This window comes from Verrucomicrobiota bacterium (assembly GCA_016200005.1).
Taxonomy (GTDB): Bacteria; Verrucomicrobiota; Verrucomicrobiia; order Limisphaerales; family PALSA-1396; genus PALSA-1396.
The window spans coordinates 1-14,770 of sequence record JACQFP010000023.1 but is presented as its reverse complement, the minus strand read 5'-3'; the positions used below and the strand labels follow the sequence as shown (position 1 = coordinate 14,770).

Genomic DNA, 14,770 nt, shown 5'->3' with positions numbered 1-14,770 from the left:
CGTTTATGAGTTGAGCGCTGGTAGCGCGGATAAATTCAAGCGAAATTGATGTTATTGGAGATGCCGGTCTCGCCTGCTTTGTCGAGGAAGCGGATCAAGGCAGTGCGTTCAGCCACGCGGCTTTTTCTCCGGATCAAAATGATGAGTCCGCAATGCGGTCGAGATTTCGCCAACGCGAGATAATCATCGCGATTGCATGTAATGACGATCCTTCCTTCCTTCCTCTTGCGCGTGAGCGAAAACCTCGGCGTCGCTGGCGTCCACTGGGAGCGCATCACGCAGGAGCTCTATTTGATGACCGAGTTTCTGGAGGGAATAAACTATGTTGTCGGGTGTGTCATGATCGAGCAGGAAGTTCATACATCCGGCGACGCCATCTGTCTGGCCACTAACAAATCAATCTCCCCCCGATGATCCTCGTAGTAAGCGAGACATTCATAGACCTGCGCCTTGGTCAAATCGGGGAAACAATTCACAACAATGCTGTCCACGGTCTCTCCATTCTGGAGAAGTCCAACGACGTCATGAACGCCAATCCGCGTGCCTTCGACAATTGCGTGTCCGGAACGCACACCCGGTTTCGCAGTAATGTAACGATAGGTTTCCTTCAACATGATTTTAGAGTAATCCTTCTTCGGGAGCGGTCAATGGATTTACGGCGTCGCTCTGGCAGTGCGGGCGGTTTCAGTTTGATTTTAAGGCCCTATTCAATGCCGCCAGGCAACGGACGTTTTCCTCAGCCGTGCCGATGGAAATGCGAACCCACTCTGGCAGTTGATAGCCGCCCATCGGACGGACAATCACACCCTGCTGCTGCAATTCATTGAAAACTCGTTGGCCGTCGCCCACGCGCACGAGAATGAAGTTGGCAGCCGACGGCACAGATTCGAGTTTCATTTCCTGAAACGCCTTCTCGAAGAATTTGAGTCCGGTCTGGTTGTTGAGCCGCGTTGCGCGCAGATGCTGGGTATCATCAAGGGCCGCAATCGCGGCGGCTTGCGCGAGCGAATTAAGGTTGAACGGCTGACGGATTTTTTCGAGCGCGGCCATCAATTCCGGATGACCGATGCCGTAACCAATCCGCAGTCCGGCCAGCCCGTAAATCTTGGAGAAAGTCCGCATCAGAATCAGATTCGGCTTTTTACCTCCCCGAATCATCGGCAACAAATCCAAGGGTTCTTCCAGGAAATCAATATACGCTTCGTCCAGCACCACCAGAACATCCTCCGGCACTTCGTTGATGAAGCTCATGATCTCGTCCGAGGGTGCGAGGGTGCCGGTGGGGTTGTTCGGATTCGCCACAAAGATGACCCTGGTCCGCGGTGTGATGGCCGCTTGCATGGCGCGCAAGTCGTGACCGTAGTCGCGAGCGGGAACAGTAATCAAATTTGCGCCAAAGAGGAAGGTGACGATGGGATAAACCGCAAAACAATATTGCGAGACGATCACGTCCACGCCCGGTTTCATCAACGCGTGACCGATGAACTCGATGATCTCGTTTGAACCTGTGCCGAGGATGAGATTCTTCGGCTCGACTGCCAGCTTGGCCGCCAGTTTTTGCTTCAGGTAAAAAGCATTGCCGTCCGGATAGAGATTGATTTGGGTCAGCGCCTTTTGCATTGCCGCCAGCGCCAGAGGAGATGGTCCAAGAGGATTTTCGTTGGAAGCCAGTTTGATAATGTCGGCGGCTGGCAGCCCCAACTCGCGAGCGACCTCTTCAATGGGCCGGCCCGGTTGGTACACCGGGAGCGTCTTGAGTGAAGGATTTAGGGAAGCAAGGATCGACATGGCAGAGTCACAGTTTCTTTCGTATAGGAGCTAGAGCGCGCTCAGGATTCGATCCACGTCCACGTTTTGCGCAACGATATCGCGAATCAGTGAGATTTTTTCGGAATCGCCCGGTCGTGTCTTCACGGTGAGGTCGTGAACTTTCGACGCAACTTCGTAACTGTCCTCCTTCGCCAACAGCACGGGGAAGGGCATTTCGCGAATGGCTTTAAGAACGCTGTGCCCGGGACGGAGATTGCCGGTCAACACCACGCCGGCCATCTTTTCGTCGCTTTGGTTGATGAGGTTGGTGGCGACCGCCAGCATGATGTCCTCGCGATCTCCAGGAGTGATGAGTAACACGCCGCGCTTGAAGAAACGCAGCGCGTTGTAAACTCCCATCGCGCCGACCACGACATCGTCCACGAGATTATGAAGCTGATCGGAATCATTCAGCATTTCCGCGTGCAATTCTTCGAGGATCAGGTCGAGCGTGGGGCTGCACAGGATCCGTTGATGCGGGATAACGCCGAGCAACTCCAGTCCCTTGCGTTTCAAACCGCGTCGGACGAAGTCGCCGACTGAATCCACTTTGTTGGGCAAAACCTTGTTGCAAATGACGCCGATGATTTCGACGCCTTCCTTCTCGAAGAGCGCCTGGTTAAGGCAGACTTCGTCAATTGGTTTGCCGATGCCACCTTGCGAAACAATGATGACTTTCGCCCCCAGAATTTTGGCGACGCGCGCATTGGACAAGTCAAACACCGATCCAACTCCGGCGTGGCCGGAGCCTTCGCAGAGCACGAAATCTTTTTCCCAGGCGACGCGGTCGAAGGCTTTCTGAATTCTTTTCACCAGCACATCATAATTGGCGGATTCGAGATATTTGCGGGTGAAATCCGGCTCGACGGCAATAGGGCTCATGTCCACCAACGGGCAGTTGAGACGGAAGACCCTGTCCATCAGCACCGAGTCTTCATCAATTTTCTGTTCGTCGATTTCGACGAACCGCTGGCCAACCGGTTTGATATAGCCGATCCGCGGATAAACCTTTTGCATCGCGGCCAAAAGACCGATTGAGGTGGTGGTCTTGCCGTCGTTCTGGCGAGTGGCGGCAATGAAGACGCGCGGGGTGACGGAGTTCATTGCATCACAAATTAAAAACCAAAAGAGGATAACAATGGGCGAGTGCCTTCACGTCATTCATGAGTTCTCGCCCGGCAGATTCTGGCCGGCATGGGGATAGAGCTTGTTGTAGTCGATGGCCTGCAAACCGACAATCGCCGCCACGCCGAGGATATCGTGGGCGTTGGAGCCGCGCGAAACGTCGGCCGCCGGCCGGTCCAACCCCAGCAGAATCTGGCCGTAGGCGTTGGCCCGGGCGACGTGTTGCACGAGCTTGCTGGCGATGTTGCCGGAATTCAGGTCGGGGAAGATGAGGATGTTCGCGCGACCGGCTACGAGGCTTTCGGGGAGCTTGCGCGCCGCGATTTCCGGAATCAACGCGGCGTCCACTTGCAGTTCGCCATCGAAATCGGCTTCCAGCATTTTTTGTTGCGCCTTTTGGCGGGCGAGTGCGGTCGCGGCCTGCACTTTGCCGATCGTCGGATGCGTCGCGCTGCCTTTGGTGGAAAAGGACAACAAGGCAACCCGCGGCCGGATGTCGAGCAACTGCCTCGCGAGTTGCGCTGTTGAAACCGCGATGTCCGCGAGTTGATCAACGGTTGGTTCAGGAATGACGCCACAATCCGCCAGGAACAGAGTCCCCTTTTCGCCGAACCGTGTGTCTTCTACCTCCATCACCATGCAACTGGACGCGGTGGTGGCTTGCGGAGCGACTTTGATAATTTGGAAGAGCGGGCGAAGCACGCTGCCCGTAAATTCGTTCGTGCCAGAAACCAATCCATCCACTTGATGCATCGCTACCATCATCGCCCCATAGTAATTGGGTAGGAGCATGGCTTCGCGCGCCTCTTGTGCCTTGAGGCCCTTGTTGCGTCGCAATTTCTCAAAACGGCGCGCAAAATTATCCAGGTCTTCGCTTTCGGCCGGATTGATGATGCGAAGGCCTTCCAGGGAAACGTTCAGTTTTTCCGCGGCCTCCTTGATGGTCGTGCGGTCGCCCAGGAGAATCGGCGCGCCGAGCCGCAGCGAATAAAACTGACGGGCGGCCTGCAGAACGCGCGGTTCAGTGCCTTCCGGAAAAACGATGCGTTTGGGGTGACGTTGTAGTTTTTCGATGACGCTGCCGATGAATCGCATGGCTGTTAAGTAACCGAGTGAGATTCAAACTGCAACTGGCAAACTGGCGCGTTGACAGAGTGTGAGCGAACCGGTACACAAAAATGCGCCAGTCGAACAGACCTGGCGCACTCTCTCGGATGGCGGGGAGGCTAATCGCCACTATCCTTGAGAATCTCGAAACGGCGGCCTTCTTCGCCGACCAAACTGACGGTGACGCCCTTCTTCACGTCCGCCGTTTTCATCGCCTCGCGGAATTCCTTGGGGCTGGTGACCTTTTTGCGATCCACTTTGGTGATGACGTCACCCTGCTTGATTCCGTGTTTGGCAGCCAGACTGCCGGTTTCAACTTCGGTCACCACCACGCCCTCGATTTTCTCCACGCCAAATTCTTTGGCGGCTTCGCTCGTGAGTGATTTGACGCTGATACCGAGACGGTTGGCTGTCTCGCCATTACCCGACTTGGAACCGCGATTGGCCGCAAATCGATCTTCCGGATATTCCTCAGGCTGCACCTTGACCTTGATGTTCCGGCCGTCGCGAACCACATCCAGATTTACGGACTGGCCGATTTTCTTGATGCGGATTTCGTTCTTCAAATCCTGCGCGGTTGACACGGCTTTGCCATCGACGGCCGTAACCACGTCCTCAGGTTCGAGTGCGGATTTGGCCGCCGGCCCTCGCGCATCGATCGCTTTGATGACGACGCCATCCGCCACGCCTTTGATCCTGTCCTTCAACTCCTGACTTTCGCGCAAAGTTTCGATGTAAACGCCCAGCCAGCCGCGCGTGAATTTGCCTTCGCTGATAAGCTTGTCTGCAACCTCTTTCGCCAGGTTCATTGGAACGGCGAAACCAATTCCGGTTTGCATCCCGCGAATCATGCTGTTGATGCCCATGACCTCGCCTTCGATGTTCACGAGTGGTCCGCCGCTGTTGCCCGGGTTGATGCTGGCGTCGGTCTGGATGAAATCCTGATCCATCATGATGCGGTCGGACAAAACCTTGCGACCTTTGGCACTGACGTGGCCGAACGTGACGCTGTAATCGAGTTCAAACGGCGCGCCGATGGCGATGGCGAATTCACCGACCCGAGTTTTCGACGAATCGGCCAGTCGGGCCACGGGCAACCCTTTGGCATCAATCTTAATAACGGCGATGTCCGATTGTGGATCCACCCCGCGAACCTCCGCCTTGAACACGCGGCCATCCTTCAATCGGACCTCAATTTTCTCCGTGTCGTCCACCACGTGACGATTGGTGAGAATGAAACCGTCTTCACGAATGATCACACCCGAGCCTTGGCCGTAGCTTTTCTCCGGCGGCTCTTCCATGCGGTGACGAAAATAGCGGCGCATTTCGGGCGGCAAAAGATCGAGTGGATTTCTTTCCTCATCGTCGAACTTAAAGGATTCGGGCTTTTGGGTGACTGTCACCACCACCACGGCTGGCGAGACTTTCTCCGCGACCTCGATGAAGGCGTGATTTAATTCTCGGGCCAAATCGAGTCCGGTGGGAGAGTCTTTGGCGGACAGAGTTAATGGGAGCAAAACCAGCAGGCACCCAAGCGCCCAAGCTGTCCGCCCGCAGAAAATGTTTTTCTTCATATTGATATGTTAACTGCCCCACCGTCGTGACTTCTCGATTTGGTGACTTCTCGATTTGATTGGTTTCTACGCTAAACGTTCAATCGCAATGTGGAGGCAGCCACGCCGGGTTTCAAGGGATAATTCTGCAAGGATTGTCGCGCTGGAAAGATTGCCGTTCCAGCGCATTGACTTGAAAGGAAAGGGTCGGTAACGTTTCCCAAGAAAAACGAAACGACGTCACCATGCTTGAAACGATCGAAAAACTGCTCATCCTTCAGAACCGCGACCTCAAAATCATTCGCCTGAAAAACGAGCTGGCCCGCCTCGAACCGGAGCGTCAAAGCCTGAATGCCCGGGCAGCCTCTGCGCAATCCGGTTTGGAAGCCGCCAAACTGCGTGGAAAACTGATTGATACCGAACGCAAAAAACTGGAACTGGAGGTTGATGCGCGAAAGCAATTGATCGAGAAATATTCCCTCCAACAATTTCAAACCAAGAAGAACGACGAGTTCAAGGCGTTGGCGCACGAGATTGAAATGTGCAGGAAGGACATTACCAAGCTTGAAGATCAACAACTTGATTTGATGGAGCAGGGTGAAGCGGCGCAAAACGGAGTGACGGCGGCATCGCAGAAAGGAAACGAAACAAAAAAGTTGGTTGATGCGCAAATAATCGCTCTGTCAGCGCGCGAGGAATCGTTGCGCAAGGAACTGGCGGAAGTGGAGTCCGGTCGCGCCGAACTTGTGGCGGCGATTGATGACATCGCCAGAGCACGCTACGAGCGGTTGCTCAAACATCGCGGCGAAAACGTGGTGGTTGGAGTGCAACACGGAGTCTGCGGCGGTTGCCACATGAAACTGCCTGCCCAGGTGCTCGTGTCCTGTCAGGCGGAGCAGGAAATCGTGACCTGTATCAATTGCGGTCGGATTCTTTACTACACGCGCGATATGGAACTGGCTGCGGCGGAGTAATTCTTTCCGCTTCTTGCTCTTAATCCCGCCGGGCAGAGCCGAAGATCAAGAGAGATTAAGGTTAAGACGCGAAACCGTTAGACTTTCGTGATCCAACTGCTGCTTGTTTTCCTTCAACTTAGCGGTTAACATTCTCTCGGTTTTGGAAGGGCGGAGAATCGCTTCCGGCGCAAGCCGGGGGAGGAAAGTCCGAACACCGCAGGGCGCGATGCCGCGTAACCCTTGCCGCAGGGCAGGGGATACACGCGGGCGGACCGCGACAGAATTGTCGGGGTTCGACGGAAAGTGCCACAGAAACTTAGACCGCCGACTTTGAAATTTGAGATTTCAAATCTGAGATTTCAGAGGGTAAGGGTGAAAAGGTGCGGTAAGAGCGCACCGCTCCAAGCGTAAGCGCGGAGGCACGGAAAACCCCATCGGGTGCAAGGCCAAATAGGAAACCGAGGAGCGGCCCGCTCCGCGTCCCGCTTTGGCGGAACAGGTTTCGGGTATCGGCTGCTGAGACAAATGATTCTCTCCGCTCGTAAGGGCGAAGACAAAATTCGGCTTATAGCCCTTCCAAAATCACTTTCAACTGGTCGTGCTCATTTGGCCGGGTTGACCTTGCGCTCCAACACACTCGCGTAGCTGAGGTTGCCGTAACGATTGACGGCGGAAACGGCGATCATCTCCGTTGACGCTCGATCGAGCGAGCGCGAAGTCTGGTTACCCGGCAAAACAACGGTGCTCCAGGAGCCGCCTTTTCTGGTCTGCACGACCCACAACCAAACTTTATTCGTGGTCGCGTCTGCCCAGGTGAGTGCTGCCGCGCCAGTGCTGCCGTGGTTGGCGATGTAAAGTTTCGGTTTCCCGGGCCGCTGTCTGTCCAGCCAGGGCGAGGCCGGGACAAGCGCCGGCTGCGCAAACAAATCATTTTCGAGCGTGCTGGCAAGCCGTCCGCGATTCTCCATGAGACTCTTCATGTCCCAGAATATCTCCCCCGAGGCCCTGGTTTGTTTGCGCGTCAACCGAACTTGCTTGACGATTTCCTCAGCCGTCCACTTGCCACCGACCTTCGTTGCATCCATGCCCGGCCAAAGATGTCGCCCTTTGGGGTTCTGTTCGGCCCACCACTTCAAGAGCACGGGGTAACTCTGCTCCGGCGGCTGAATCGCCCAGTAAAGTTGCGGCGCGAAATAATCCACCCAACCGTTGGCCAGCCACTTGCGCGAGTCGGCGTAAAGCTCGGCATAAGCATCCTTGCCGCGAATTTGAGCAGGATTCTTTGGCCGCCAAATTCCAAAAGGGCTGATGCCGAACTTCACCCAAGGCTTCGTTGCCTTGGTGGATTGATACACGCGCTGGATGAACGTGTTGACATTTTCACGCCGCCAATCTTCCCGACTCAACCTCCCTCCGGTGCCAAAGCGTCTCCAACTTCTGTCGTCTGGAAAATCTGAGTCCCCGGCTGTCGAACCGCGCTCCGGGTAAAAATAATCGTCGAAGTGCACGCCGTCGATGTCGTATCGCTTCACCACATCCATCACAACGCGTAGCGAGTGATCCTGCACTTCGCGTTCGCCCGGATCGAGCCAGAGAAGTTTTCCATACTGGCGGACGAGTTCGGGACGCGTCCGGCTGATGTGCTTCGCTGAGACAAGGGACTTGGCTCCGGACTGGCGCGCTCGAAAAGGATTGAACCAGGCGTGCAATTCCAATCCGCGCTTGTGTGCTTCCGCCACCGCAAAGTCCAGCGGATCATAATAAGGCGACGGCGGCCTGCCCATGGTGCCGGTGAGATATTCCGACCACGGTTCCAGTTGAGACGAGTAAAGCGCGTCGCACGCTGGCCGCACCTGGAGGATGATCGCATTCAAATGCAACTGAGCCGCCCGATTCAAGATGGCGACCAGCTCGGCCTTCTGTTGCGCCGTGGACAATCCGGGTTGAGAAGGCCAGTCAATGTTCGACACGCTGGCGACCCAGGCGCCACGAAATTCGCGGTTGGGTTTCGGCGGCAACACGGTTGACGTCGCGTAGTTCACAACCGCTGCTGGCGAGCCAATGCCAGGCATCAAGCATGGAAGCACCGCCAAGAGAGTTTTAATTTTTCTTAAATTCACACTAGCGCTCGGACAAAGGCTGTGATAAGAATGGCTCGACATAACCTTTGTAAAGTTTTTCCGTGAGGCGTATGGGAAACAGGAAACTCAGACAAAGGTCGTTCTCAGACAGAATTGCAGGCTGGTAGCGTAGAACGGTGGGCACAAATCAAATCTCGGTTCCTCACCAATTACTTGTGCTCCGACGGTGGCATGCCCCTTTATATTGTGGTTTTTTCGCTTTACAGAGGGGGGCGTTTTTGGTCATTTAATCAAAATTCGGGTTAAATCATGTATCTAAAGAACCTAACGGTATTGGGATTCAAGTCCTTTGCGGACAAGACTTCCCTCAACTTCCAACCGGGCGTGACCGCGATTGTCGGTCCAAACGGGTGCGGCAAATCGAATGTGTCCGACGCCATTCGCTGGGTTTTGGGCGAGCAATCGGCCAAAGCGCTGCGCGGCGGCGAGATGGCTGACGTGATCTTCAACGGCACGGATGGACGCAAACCGCTCGGCATGGCGGAGGTGTCGCTCACGATTGGCGGCGTCGATGCGGAAAACCTGGTCGCCGCCGGCGTCGAGCTGGCCTACAACGAAGTGACGTTAACCCGGCGCGTCTTTCGTGATGGTGGCAGTGAATACTTCATCAACAAAACGCCGTGCCGGCTGAAAGACGTCCAGCAACTGTTCATGGGTACGGGAGTGGGACGCACCAGTTACAGCATCATGGCGCAAGGGAACATCACACAGATTCTGTCCAGCAAGCCCGAAGATCGCCGGATGATCTTTGAAGAAGCCGCGGGCATCACCAAATTCAAATCCCAAAAAAGGGAAGCGCTGCGCAAACTCGAATACACCGATCAAAATCTCTTGCGCATTGCCGACCTCATCCGCGAAGTGAAGCGGCAGATCGGTTCGCTGCAACGGCAGGCGGGCAAGGCGCGCCGTTACAAGCAACTCAACCTCGAGTTGCAACATCTCGACACGCAACTGGCGCGGCATCATTTCGACGTGTTGCAAGCGGAGATCAACGAGCGGCAGTCAGCGGTGGAAAAATTGCGCCTAGAAACTGAAACCTGTTCCGAAAATGTGCTGCGCGGCGAAAACGAGATCGCGCAATTGCGCGAACAACTGGCGACGTTGGAACACGAAATCAGCCAATCCCAACAGCACGGGCTGGAATTGAAGAGCCAGATTGAAAAGCACGAAGGCCGGATTCAGTTTAATCAGGAGCGCCTTCACGAATTCGAGTCGCAAAACGCCAAAGCGTTGAGTGATATTTCTCAGGCGGAGGAACGGTGTTCGGCGGCGGAACAGGAATTAGCCTCCGTCTCAGAGCGCTTGACAGCTTCCGCCGCAACGCTCGAAAGTCACCGAGCAACACTGGAAGCAAAACAGGAGGCGTTGCAGGCCTTGGAAAAAGATTTGCGAGCGCACCAGGAACAATTACGGAAATTGCAGTCGGACTCTTTCGCCGCCGCTCAACAATTGACCCGCGTTCGCAATGAAATCAATGCGCTCGATCTGCAAAAGCAGGGCAACGTCGTCCGACTGGAGAAACTTTCGTCGGAGAAAATTCAATTGGAAGAGGAGCGCACCCGATTGGAAATCCGCCTGCATGAATTCGCCGTGAATGTGGAGGCGGAAAAAATGGGCGTCCAAACGCAGCGCGGCACGGTGGAAGAACGCCAGAAGCGATTGCGCGAAATTGAGGAGGAACTCAAAGCAGCCACGCAACAACTGGATGATCTTCTCCAACAACAGGCCGAGAAACGCTCGCATCTGAAAGTTCTCGATCAGTTGCGAGAAACCCACGAAGGATTCAGCGCCGGGGCGCTGGCCGCACTCAAGCAGTCGCAGTCGGTGCTCGGTTCGCTGGCGGACAAGATCCGCGTTCCGGACCAATTCGTCACCGCTGTTGAAACGGCGCTGGGCCATCATTTGCAATTGGTGCTTACCGAGCAAACGGACGCTGCCAGACAGATTATTGCCGAGCTTACCGCCAACAATAAGGGACGGGCCAGCATCGCGCCGTTGGAGTTGCTGAGGAATGGGGATCACGGCGCCGATTCGCCAGTCCCGGAAGCGAAACCACCGTCCTTCGACTTGATGGCGAATGGGTCACACCCCATCCCGGCGATCAACGTGGTAGAAGCCGACCGGCCGCTCCAGCCGCTTTTGGAACGACTGCTCGGGGTGACGCGGATTGTTCGCGATCTGGGCGCCGCCACGACTGCCTGGCGTGAGACCAAGGGCGAATTTCACTATGTCACGCTGAATGGCGAGCTGTTGAGTAGTCACGGAGTGTTTACCGGCGGTTCCAGCAACGGTACTGTCAAAACTCCGGCATCGATTCTCGGACGTAAAAACCAAATCGCCGAGCTGCAATCGCACCTTTCACAACTGCAGGAACAGATTAACGAAGCCAGCCGCAACAAAGGAACCTTGTTGAGCGAACAGACACAGTTGCAGGCGAGTTTACAACAGGAGCAAACGGAACTGCGCACCCAGGAAGTCGCGATTGCCACGCACCAGGGCGAATTCAACGCGTTGCAAAATTCCCAACGCGTCTTGCACCAGAAAATCGACACGGTCGTTTACGAGATTCAAAGTCTGTCGGAACACGAGCGGGAAGGGACGCAAAAGCGCGCCACCCTCGCAACGCAAATTGGTGAACACGAATCCCGCGAACACGCGCTGCAACAGCAACTGACGGATTTGAATGCCGGGTTGGAGCGTTTGCGTCAACAGCGGGAAGCGGCCAATGCCGCGCTGACGGAGGCGCGTGTGGCACTGGCTACGGAGGAACAGTTGTGTGCCTCGTTCCGTTCTCAGCAACAACCCCTCGAACAACGCATTGCCGAGTTGAAACAGTTGGTGGAACAACGACGCAGCGAGATTTCCTCCTTCATTAACCGTAAGACACAAGCCGAAGTTGAGATGGCGGATTCGCGTCAAAGAATAGTGGCGTTGCAACACGAGCGGGAACAAGTGAACGCGCAGGTGGCGGAGCTTATTGGCCGTCGCGATGTGCAAGAGAGCGGGGTCTCAACCCACGAAGAGAATTTGCGCGAACAACGACGGCGTTTGACGGAACTCCAGCAGAAGCGCGGGGCGCTTGACGTGGAGTTGGCGCAGAAAAACATGTCGGTGCAGAATCTCCGCGACCGCATCCAGCAGCAATACCATGTCAAGCTGGACGATGTGCGCAGTGAGTGTATCACCATCACGTTTGCGGACGAAGGCCCGGCCAAGGTGCAAACCCTCACGCCGGAAGAAATGGCCGCCAGCGGCGCTTCGACCGATTGGAATGCCGTGGCAGAGCAGGTCACCAAGTTGCAACAGCGGATCGAGGAAATCGGGCCGGTAAATCTGGTTGCCATTGAGGAGTATGAAGAAACTGAACAGCGTTACCAATTCCTTACCAAACAAAACGATGATTTGGTTGCAGCCAAAGCGCAACTATTGGAAGTGATCAACCGGATCAACCTGCAGACGCAGGAAATGTTCACGGACACCTTCCACAAAATCCGGGACAATTTTCGCGCGATGTTCACCGAGGTGTTCGGCGGCGGGAAGGCGGACCTGATTCTGGTGGACGAAGGAGATGTGCTGGAAAGCGGCATCGACATTGTGGCGCGACCGCCCGGCAAGCAGTTGCAGACGATCTCGCTTCTTTCCGGCGGAGAGCAGACCATGACGGCGGTGGCGCTCTTGTTCGCCATTTACCAGGTCAAACCGAGTCCGTTTTGCGTGCTCGACGAATTGGATGCGCCGTTGGATGAATCCAACATCAACCGTTTCATCCGCGTGCTGCAACGTTTTCTGGTTCATTCGCAGTTCGTCATCATTACTCACAACAAACGGACCATCGGCATGGCCGACGTGCTCTATGGCGTAACGATGGAAGAGCAGGGGATCAGCAAAATTGTCAGCGTTAAATTCCATAAGACTGAGGAAGCGGTCCTCGACCACACGCCGGAACTGTTGGAACAACCGGCACCCCGACCCTCCATTGAGGAGGAAGAAGATGCACCGCACCGGCCGGCGGAAACCCTCGAAATGGTGATGGCGAAGTAAGTGATCCGTGCCGACGTTACGGCGTAATAAGCCGCACCGAAGGAAAGAAGCTGCGGACGCGCCGCGGGTTGCGGGTGAGCAGCGGCACATGCGCGACGTAGGCGTGTGCGCCGATGAAGAAATCGGGCAAGGGGAGCGCTTTCTTGCCACCCGCGCGTCGATATTTCTCAAATGCCTTGGCAGCCTGAAACGCCGCCTTCAGTGACAGAGGCAGACAGGTGAAGGCAGAGAGCCGGTGCTCCAATTCCTTTTGCGTGTCGAATTTGACCGCCAGTTCAGCGAAGATGATTGCGTTGTAACAGACCGGCCCTTGATTTGCCCACCTCTCCAACTGCTTGCTCGACCAGTCGAACCAATCGGGGTCCTTTGTAAGAATGTCGGCGATGACGCTGGTGTCCACCAAGATCATGCCGTTCCCCGCGTCAGGCGAAGCCAATCTTGCGTGCGCCCTTTGATTCGGCCGCCCGCAAGCAATCTGGCCAGGACGCGCCTGCCAGTCGAGACCCGGCCGGCTTTGATCAGCAGCACGCCGTTGGGTTGGTCCACAAACTCCACGTTGCGCCTCGGCAGCAATCCATGTTTTCGACGCATGTTCGACGGAATCGTGACCTGACCTTTCCTCGATATCTTCATGGAGGAACTCTTGTCGATATGGCCACGAAAGTCAACCAATGGCAATTCGTTCTGATGGATGGAAGGCTTCACTACAATTTTTTGGAAACGGACGGAGACTTGCTCGGTTTGGCCGACGTGCTCTATGGCGTGACGATGGAAGAGCAGGGGATCAGCAAAATTGTCAGCGTAAAATTCCACAAGTCAGAGGAAGCGGTCCTCGACCACACCCCTGAACTATTGAAACATCCGTCACCCGGCCCATCCATCGAGGATGAAGAAGCTGCGCCCCACCGGCAGGAGGAAACCCTCGAAATGGTGATGGCGAAGTAGGCTCCGGATTGTGCGCGACGCCGCTTTAGCTGGGGCTCGTCCGCACTGCCGTGGAACCACGGCGCCGATGAATCGAGCGTGTTTATGGAATTCTGACCACGTTAACAACACGTTAGCTAAGAGTCTGAAGCGAGCGATTGCAGGGTTGATGTGTAGTTGGGACACGACGCGTGAGGGCGTTGCTTTCAAAATAATGACTTCGGTGATCTGTCGTGATCGAATTAGTCCACACGCACACGGTAAAACCGCTGTGGCATTGTGGCTGAAGGATCAGTCAGAGTTAGTAGGCACCCTCCGCAAGAGACGGTCATTATCGGCTTCCACGTCAGCTCACTCAAAGAGTCCTTGTACTCCAACGTGTAAGACTTCCCAGCGGTTGCCACCACATTGAGGCTGAAAGCGTCCCCGCTCCAACTAAATTCGGTAATCTGGAGCGGAGGAGGAGGAAGAATTGGCACACCAACGGAGAACCAGCCTGTGTTATTGGCATTACAACTCGCCTGTTCCAATACTCCCACGAAAAGCCTCGTCGCGCCTTGGGGGACGACGAAACCTTTCGTGCTTCCCAAACTCGTTCCGCCCGATCCGATATAGAAGACTTGGCGAAGGACAGGGCTTAGGACAAGAATGTCCCTATTGGCCTGCGTCGAGAAGTCCAGAGCCGGCGGAGCCGTCCCGCTCGGAATCAAATCATTCAGGAAGACACCCACCAGTGCCCCGCTTGGCCCCGTAACGCTCGATAGACCAAATTCCGATGTAGTCGTATCCATGTTCGATAAGTTCCCATCGGGTAGCGTATCCGGAATTCCTCCAGCCAAACTCACCATGCCCGTGACATTGGTAAATTGAATGGCCTGTCCCGCCAAGCCGCTCAGATTGAAGCCCAAATTAACCGGCGAATTGAGTGTTCCATTGTCGTAGGCGTAATTACACGCCGAAGACCCGCGAGAACTCGCCACCGCCAATTGTCCCGCCAACACGATGTTCGCTATCCCATACACCGTCACTTGCCCCGGTGGTGGAGACGGTGGAGCCACAGTAATGATCGCGTTCACGGTGAACGCCCCAGTGTTGTTGGCGTTACAACTCGAAG

13 protein-coding genes and 1 other RNA gene are annotated in these 14,770 nt (G+C 55.4%); 4 read left to right on the top strand and 10 right to left on the bottom strand.

The features are described from left to right. Positions 1-183 precede the first annotated feature (183 nt). The 6 genes from HY298_08615 to HY298_08590 form a co-directional block, all read right to left on the bottom strand. Positions 184-360, bottom strand: coding sequence for a DUF5615 family PIN-like protein (locus HY298_08615; protein ID MBI3850335.1), 177 nt, complete (start codon positions 358-360; stop codon positions 184-186). Beyond that, positions 357-614 carry a DUF433 domain-containing protein gene (locus HY298_08610; GenBank protein MBI3850334.1) on the bottom strand — a complete coding sequence of 86 codons (258 nt, stop codon included), beginning with the start codon at positions 612-614 and terminating at the stop codon, positions 357-359. Before HY298_08610 ends, HY298_08615 begins: the two co-directional genes overlap by 4 nt. Positions 615-684: 70 nt before the next feature. Continuing rightward, positions 685-1,788, bottom strand: coding sequence for a histidinol-phosphate transaminase (locus HY298_08605; protein MBI3850333.1), 1,104 nt, complete (start codon positions 1,786-1,788; stop codon positions 685-687). 30 nt (positions 1,789-1,818) lie between these two features. Continuing rightward, positions 1,819-2,913, bottom strand: coding sequence for an AAA family ATPase (locus tag HY298_08600; protein MBI3850332.1), 1,095 nt, complete (start codon positions 2,911-2,913; stop codon positions 1,819-1,821). A 57-nt stretch (positions 2,914-2,970) separates the two neighbouring features. Further along, positions 2,971-4,029: a phosphotransacetylase gene (locus HY298_08595; protein MBI3850331.1), complete on the bottom strand. Its 1,059-nt coding sequence runs from the start codon at positions 4,027-4,029 to the stop codon at positions 2,971-2,973. Between the two features lie 131 nt (positions 4,030-4,160). Next, positions 4,161-5,615 carry a trypsin-like peptidase domain-containing protein gene (locus HY298_08590; GenBank protein ID MBI3850330.1) on the bottom strand — a complete coding sequence of 485 codons (1,455 nt, stop codon included), beginning with the start codon at positions 5,613-5,615 and terminating at the stop codon, positions 4,161-4,163. Positions 5,616-5,839: 224 nt separating this feature from the next. Here HY298_08590 and HY298_08585 point away from each other — a divergent pair, with 224 nt between their 5' ends. Together HY298_08585 and rnpB are read left to right on the top strand one after the other, a co-directional pair. Next, entirely contained in the window at positions 5,840-6,568 is a 729-nt protein-coding gene (locus HY298_08585) for a hypothetical protein (GenBank protein MBI3850329.1), read from the top strand. Between the two features lie 142 nt (positions 6,569-6,710). Next, an RNA gene (gene rnpB, locus HY298_08580) (RNase P RNA component class A) lies at positions 6,711-7,134 on the top strand. A gap of 18 nt (positions 7,135-7,152) precedes the next feature. Here rnpB and HY298_08575 read toward each other — a convergent pair. Further along, complete coding sequence (locus HY298_08575) at positions 7,153-8,622, bottom strand: family 10 glycosylhydrolase (GenBank protein ID MBI3850328.1); 1,470 nt, start codon at positions 8,620-8,622, stop codon at positions 7,153-7,155. 318 nt (positions 8,623-8,940) lie between these two features. Here HY298_08575 and smc point away from each other — a divergent pair, with 318 nt between their 5' ends. Further along, positions 8,941-12,732: a chromosome segregation protein SMC gene (gene smc / locus HY298_08570; GenBank protein MBI3850327.1), complete on the top strand. Its 3,792-nt coding sequence runs from the start codon at positions 8,941-8,943 to the stop codon at positions 12,730-12,732. 16 nt (positions 12,733-12,748) lie between these two features. Here the strand turns inward: smc and HY298_08565 are convergent, their stop codons facing one another. Together HY298_08565 and HY298_08560 are read right to left on the bottom strand one after the other, a co-directional pair. Beyond that, positions 12,749-13,141 carry a type II toxin-antitoxin system VapC family toxin gene (locus HY298_08565; protein ID MBI3850326.1) on the bottom strand — a complete coding sequence of 131 codons (393 nt, stop codon included), beginning with the start codon at positions 13,139-13,141 and terminating at the stop codon, positions 12,749-12,751. Further along, on the bottom strand, positions 13,138-13,365 hold the full coding sequence (locus HY298_08560) for an AbrB/MazE/SpoVT family DNA-binding domain-containing protein (protein MBI3850325.1): 228 nt from the start codon (positions 13,363-13,365) through the stop codon (positions 13,138-13,140). The genes HY298_08565 and HY298_08560 overlap by 4 nt, the downstream gene beginning before the upstream one ends. An 18-nt stretch (positions 13,366-13,383) precedes the next feature. Between HY298_08560 and HY298_08555 the strand changes: the two genes are divergently transcribed. Beyond that, a complete protein-coding gene (locus tag HY298_08555; protein MBI3850324.1) occupies positions 13,384-13,677 on the top strand; it encodes a hypothetical protein in 294 nt (97 codons plus the stop codon). Positions 13,678-13,898: 221 nt separating this feature from the next. Here HY298_08555 and HY298_08550 read toward each other — a convergent pair whose 3' ends face one another. Then, positions 13,899-14,732 carry a hypothetical protein gene (locus HY298_08550; GenBank protein ID MBI3850323.1) on the bottom strand — a complete coding sequence of 278 codons (834 nt, stop codon included), beginning with the start codon at positions 14,730-14,732 and terminating at the stop codon, positions 13,899-13,901. Positions 14,733-14,770: the final 38 nt, after the last annotated feature.

Coding starts and splice junctions, on each gene's coding strand:
- HY298_08615 (MBI3850335.1), bottom strand. CDS start 360: ATGAACTTCCTGCTCGATCATGACACACCCGACAACATAGTTTATTCC.
- HY298_08610 (MBI3850334.1), bottom strand. CDS start 614: ATGTTGAAGGAAACCTATCGTTACATTACTGCGAAACCGGGTGTGCGT.
- HY298_08605 (MBI3850333.1), bottom strand. CDS start 1,788: ATGTCGATCCTTGCTTCCCTAAATCCTTCACTCAAGACGCTCCCGGTG.
- HY298_08600 (MBI3850332.1), bottom strand. CDS start 2,913: ATGAACTCCGTCACCCCGCGCGTCTTCATTGCCGCCACTCGCCAGAAC.
- HY298_08595 (MBI3850331.1), bottom strand. CDS start 4,029: ATGCGATTCATCGGCAGCGTCATCGAAAAACTACAACGTCACCCCAAA.
- HY298_08590 (MBI3850330.1), bottom strand. CDS start 5,615: ATGAAGAAAAACATTTTCTGCGGGCGGACAGCTTGGGCGCTTGGGTGC.
- HY298_08585 (MBI3850329.1), top strand. CDS start 5,840: ATGCTTGAAACGATCGAAAAACTGCTCATCCTTCAGAACCGCGACCTC.
- HY298_08575 (MBI3850328.1), bottom strand. CDS start 8,622: ATGCCTGGCATTGGCTCGCCAGCAGCGGTTGTGAACTACGCGACGTCA.
- smc (MBI3850327.1), top strand. CDS start 8,941: ATGTATCTAAAGAACCTAACGGTATTGGGATTCAAGTCCTTTGCGGAC.
- HY298_08565 (MBI3850326.1), bottom strand. CDS start 13,141: ATGATCTTGGTGGACACCAGCGTCATCGCCGACATTCTTACAAAGGAC.
- HY298_08560 (MBI3850325.1), bottom strand. CDS start 13,365: ATGAAGATATCGAGGAAAGGTCAGGTCACGATTCCGTCGAACATGCGT.
- HY298_08555 (MBI3850324.1), top strand. CDS start 13,384: ATGGCCACGAAAGTCAACCAATGGCAATTCGTTCTGATGGATGGAAGG.